General features: G+C 66.5%; 6 protein-coding genes. All 6 read right to left on the minus strand.

Annotated features, from left to right (window positions below):
• Positions 1-200 precede the first annotated feature (200 nt).
• Positions 201-1,295, minus strand: coding sequence for a redox-regulated ATPase YchF (ychF, locus tag HUK84_RS09715; RefSeq protein ID WP_176640112.1), 1,095 nt, complete (start codon positions 1,293-1,295; stop codon positions 201-203).
• The gene (gene pth / locus HUK84_RS09720) at positions 1,295-1,873 is read right to left on the minus strand and encodes an aminoacyl-tRNA hydrolase (RefSeq protein ID WP_176640113.1); all 579 of its coding nucleotides are present in this window, start codon (positions 1,871-1,873) and stop codon (positions 1,295-1,297) included. The genes ychF and pth overlap by 1 nt, the downstream gene beginning before the upstream one ends.
• Positions 1,874-2,014: 141 nt before the next feature.
• The gene (locus tag HUK84_RS09725; protein WP_176640114.1) at positions 2,015-2,632 is read right to left on the minus strand and encodes a 50S ribosomal protein L25/general stress protein Ctc; all 618 of its coding nucleotides are present in this window, start codon (positions 2,630-2,632) and stop codon (positions 2,015-2,017) included.
• Positions 2,633-2,751: 119 nt separating this feature from the next.
• A complete protein-coding gene (locus HUK84_RS09730; protein WP_176640115.1) occupies positions 2,752-3,351 on the minus strand; it encodes a histidine phosphatase family protein in 600 nt (199 codons plus the stop codon).
• Between the two features lie 79 nt (positions 3,352-3,430).
• Complete coding sequence (locus tag HUK84_RS09735; RefSeq protein WP_176640116.1) at positions 3,431-4,411, minus strand: ribose-phosphate pyrophosphokinase; 981 nt, start codon at positions 4,409-4,411, stop codon at positions 3,431-3,433.
• A 130-nt stretch (positions 4,412-4,541) separates the two neighbouring features.
• Positions 4,542-5,290: hypothetical protein (locus HUK84_RS09740; protein WP_176640117.1), on the minus strand; the 749-nt coding region annotated here is incomplete at its 5' end.

The raw sequence follows: 5,290 nt of genomic DNA on the forward strand, positions 1-5,290 counted from the left end.
AGCGCCCGCGCCGCGTCACGTGCCCGCGCGGCCAGGCCCGGCATGGCCGGGACCCACTGGTCCTGCTGGTCCATGACGGGCGTGACTGCGTTCATGATCGGGCTCCCTGCTCCGCGCGGCCGATCCGGCCGCGATCCGACGCGCATTGTCGAACCTTGCACGCCAGGACGCAAGCCGGATCACGACCGACCGGCAGGCTCTCAGACATTGAAGCGGAAGAGGAGGACGTCGCCATCCTGCACGACATAGTCGCGCCCTTCGATCCGCAGCTTGCCCGCTTCCTTCGCCCCAGCCTCGCCGTGATATTGAACATAGTCGGCATAGGCTATGGTCTCGCAGGCAATGAAGCCGCGCTCGAAGTCATTATGGATCACGGCGGCGGCCTGCGGCGCACGGGTGCCGGCGGTGATCGTCCAGGCACGGGCTTCCTTCGGCCCGACGGTGAAATAGGTCCGCAGCCCCAGCAGACGGTACCCCGCCGCGATCACCCGATCCAGACCACTATCGGCCAGGCCCAGCCCTTCCAGGAATTCCTTGCGGTCCTCGGGGCCCAACTGGCTGACTTCGGCCTCGATCGCGGCAGAAACCACCACGGCCGCGGCGCCCTCGGCTTCGGCGCGGGCCTGGACGCGCTCGGACCAGGCATTGCCGGTCGCGGCCGAGGCTTCCTCGACGTTGCAGACATACAGAACGGGCTTGGTGGTCATCAACTGCAGCCGGCGCACCGCCTCTTCCTGCCCGGCGGGGATCGCCTGGCGGGCGGGACGCCCCTCGCGCAGCACCGCGATCAGTGGCTCCATCAGCGCCACCTGCGCCGCGGCCTCGCGGTCATTGCCCTTGGCCTTCTTTTGCAGGGCGACGATCCGCTTTTCCAGCGAATCCAGGTCGGCCAGCATCAGTTCGGTCTCGATGATCTCGGCATCGCGAATCGGATCGATCCCACCCTCGACATGGGTGATGTCGTCATCCTCGAAACAGCGCAGCACATGGATGATCGCATCGACCTCGCGGATATTCGCCAGGAACTGGTTGCCCAGTCCCTCGCCGCGCGATGCGCCGCGCACCAGACCGGCTATATCAACGAATTCCAGGCTGGTCGGCAGGATCTTCTGCGACTTGCCGATGGCGGCCAGCGTCTCCAGGCGCGGATCGGGCACGGCGACCCGCCCCACGTTCGGCTCGATGGTGCAGAACGGATAATTCGCCGCCTGGGCCGTGGCCGTCGCGGTCAGAGCGTTGAACAGGGTCGACTTGCCGACATTCGGCAGACCCACAATGCCGCAATTGAACCCCATCAGCCATTCTCCCCGGTCAGCAACGCCAGTTTAGTCATGAACAGTTCCGGCTGCCCGTCCGCCAGGATGGGCGCCGCATCGGACATGGCGTCGAGCATCCGCTCCAGCCAGTCCTGATCGCTTTTCGAAAAGTCGCCCAGCACATGCCCGGTCACGCGCTCTTTCGCGCCGGGATGGCCGATGCCGATGCGAACCCGCCAGTAGTCCGGACTGCCCAGCATCCGATCCATCGAACGCAGACCGTTATGCCCCGCCGCCCCGCCGCCGCGCTTCACCCGCACCCGTCCGGGCGGCAGGTCCAGCTCGTCATGGAAAGCGGTGATGGCTTCGACTGGAATCTTGTAGAACGCGGCGGCCTGCTGAACGCTTTCACCCGAAAGGTTCATGTAGGTCATGGGCTTGAGCAGCAGCATCCTGTGCGCACCCACCCGCCCTTCGGCAACCTCGCCACGGAAACGCTTCCGCCATGGCGCAAAGCCATGGCGGGACGCGATCCGATCGACAGCCATGAAACCGACATTGTGCCGGTGCCGGCTCATTCCCGGCTCAGGATTTCCGAGCCCGGTCCAGAGCAGCATGCCGTATTCCCTGTCCTAAAGCGCGCCGTGCGGGGCCGGCCGATCACGGCACGCTCCATGTTGCTGCTTTACTGAGCATCTTCACGTGATGAGGTGTTTCCACCTTCATCACGATCTGCTCCATGGTCGTCCGTCCGGCAATTATTTCTTCGCCGGGGCAGCCGCCGCGGCGGCCGGTTCCGCCGCCTCGTCGACGCTCGGCGCCGCGATGGTGGCGATCACGAAATTCGGGATCTGCAGGACCGGCGTGGCGTTCTCGGTACCCTGCAGGTCGTCCCAGCGCACGTTGCCGTGGATGTCCAGTTGCGACAGGTCCACCGTGAAGGACGATGGAATATTCGCCGGATCGACGCTGACATCCACCGTGTGGCGGACGATGTTCAGCACGCCGCCGCGCTTGATGCCGGGGGCCTTGTCTTCGCCGGTGAAGACGATCTGCACTTCGACATGCACGCGCTCGCCGGCCGCCAGGCGCTGGAAGTCCACATGGATCGGCTGATCGCTGACCGGATGGAGCTGGATCTCGCGCATCAGCGCATGAGTCGACGTGCCATCGACGGTGACGTCGTATACGCGCGAACGCCAGCCGGCCTTGTGCATTTCGCGCATCACCAGGCGGGGGTCGAGCGCGATCAGAACGGCTTCCTGCTTCGCACCATAAATGACGGCCGGGACCTGACCGTCACGCCTCGTCGCACGCGCTGCCCCCTTACCAGCCTTCGCGCGCGAAGAAGCCTCAAGTTTTGTGAATTGGGTCACTTTACGCTCCTGAAAACCAAGCGCGCAGGCCTCCAGGGGTGCCTGCGCGAGCGCGGCGTGTAACGGAAAATGCGCGCCGACGCAAATCTTTCAGGCACGGGCCCAGCCGCAACGCGGGCTCAGCCCAGCTTGTCCAGACCCCACGGAGCCTTGCCGGCTGCATCGGACGGCGTCACCCACAGCGGCGTGGCGTTGGGCAGGCGCACATTGGCCGGCAGGTTCATCGCCGCGCGCAGGGCACGGAACATCGCGCCATGGCAGACGATCAGCACCGGGCCTTCGCCGTCCAACGCACGGTTCACCGCCGCCACGGCCCGGGCGCGCAGCGTGACAAAGGGCTCGGCACCCTTCGGCGTGTACGCGCCGGCGATCCAGCTATCGTACCAGTCGCCCATCGGCTGGCCTTCCTGCTCACCGAAACAGACTTCCTGCAGCCCTTCATCGACCGCAACCGACAGCGGAGCCGCGCGCGACGTGGCCATCGCCTGGGCGACGATCTCAGCCGTACACAATGCGCGGATCAGTGGCGACGAGACGATGCGCGCCACCTTGGCATAACGTGCCTCCTCACGCGCCAGCAGAGCACCCGCGTCTTCGGCCTGGGCGATGCCGCGCGTGTTCAAAGGAATGTCCGACCGCCCTTGCGAGAGCCCAGCGGCGTTCCAATCCGTCTCGCCGTGGCGCAGATACCAGTACGGACGGGCGATCAGCTCGGTCATTCGGGGGCAGCTCCTCTCGGTTCGCTCCTCCCCGATAGGTCCATGCCTGGCCCGGGTCAATCCGTGGGAAAGCGCCGCCTCAGTCGAACAGCGATGAGACCGAACTTTCGTCCGATACCGCGCGCATGGCACGCGACAGCAGGTTGGCCGTGCTGATCTGGCGGATGTTCTCCGCACTTGCGACGGCTTCCGTCGCGGCGATGCTGTCGGTCAGGGTCAGCATCCGGATGGGCGAATCTGCGATGCGCCGCACCGCGCCGCCGGTCAGCACGCCATGGGTGACATAGGCCTCGACTGCGGCGGCGCCCTCTTTCATCAGCGCGGAGGCGGCATTGCACAACGAGCCGCCGCTATCGACGATATCGTCGATCATGACGCAATAGCGGCCCCGCACGTCGCCGATCACGTTCATGACCTCGGATACACCCGCGCGCTCGCGCCGCTTGTCGATGATCGCCAGGTCCACATTTAGCCGCTGCGCCAATTGCCGCGCACGGACCACGCCGCCCACGTCGGGCGATACGACCATCAGGTTCTGGAACCCGCCCGGGATTTCCAGCGGCGGCGCGATATAAGGCAGTGATCCCTGGTCGATGCGCCCCTTGATGTCGCGGGTGAACAGCGGCGCCGCGTAGAGATTATCCACCGGAATGTCGAAGAAGCCCTGGATCTGCATCGCATGCAGATCCATGGTCAGGATCCGGTTCGCTCCGGCCTCGACCAGCAGGTTGGCCACTAGCTTGGCGCTGATCGGGGTACGCGGGCCGGATTTGCGATCCTGCCGGGCATAGCCGAAATAGGGCATCACCGCCGTGACACGCCGGGCCGACCCGCGGCGCAGCGCATCCAGCATGATCAGCAGTTCCATCAGATTGTCGTTGGTCGGCGAGCATGTGCTCTGAATCACGAACACGTCCTCGCCCCGGACATTCTCGTGGATCTCGACGAAGACCTCCATATCCGCGAAGCGGCGCACGGATACGTTGCACAGCGGCATGCGCAACTCGGCAGCAACCTTCTCGGCGAGAGGCAGGTTGCTGTTGCAGGCGACGATCTTCATCTGGCGACGCTCTCCCCCGGGGCGGTCTCATGGGCTGGCGGCGCGGGTATTAGCAACCGCGCCCGCCCCTGTCATCCGTCTGCCGCAACGGTCCTGCGCGCCGAACGTTTCCGTCCGCGCGACAGCGGGCTCATTGTTGCAAATCCGCTACAGGCATGCCCGAGCCGTTCGCGGCTCCGCCGGCGGGCATCGGCAGCGGCACGTTGTTCCGCCCCGAATAGCGCGAAACCACCTGCCGCACCCCGCCGGCCGCCTCCTGCGCCGCGACCATGGCTACCTCGCCCCAATGCCCGTCCAGCGCGTGGGCGTCGATATCGTGCAATTGCGTCGCCGCCCCGGCTTCCTTGCCCGCCTGATCCACCACCCGCCAGACCAGTTGCATATGCTGCTGCTTCTGCCCGGATGCGCCCGGCGGCACGTCGGAAACCGATACGGCGCAGGACACGGTGAAATCGGCATCGCGCGGCGAGGCCTGCACGGCGTTCTCGGCATCGCCCAGAGCGCGTATGAAGGCTTGGCCCAGCGCGCTGTCGCCATCGCCCGGCGCGCCATGCACGCCGGCGAAATAGATCCGTGCCGCCCGGTGCTTCAGGCTGCGCGGATCCTGGGCCATCTGCGCCGCCTGGATCCCGGTCAGGGCCGCGGCAATTCCGGGCGCTGCCTGCTCTGCCGCCCGACGCAGCGTCGCCGGAGCACCGACCGCCCAGACCGTGGCCGGTATGGGGTCGCCGGCCTCGGCACTGCGCACCCGGCCATCGGGCATCATCACGCTATAGGTCGGCACCACGTCCTGGCCCCGAGCCTCCGTCCCCAGGCGCAGCCACCAGTCCCCCTTGCGCGCGGGCTGCGCCATGGCCGGCACCGTCTGGTCCAGCAGCG

Origin of the sequence: Nguyenibacter vanlangensis, assembly GCF_013376155.1 — a bacterium.
In the GTDB taxonomy this organism is placed as follows: domain Bacteria; phylum Pseudomonadota; class Alphaproteobacteria; order Acetobacterales; family Acetobacteraceae; genus Gluconacetobacter; species Gluconacetobacter vanlangensis.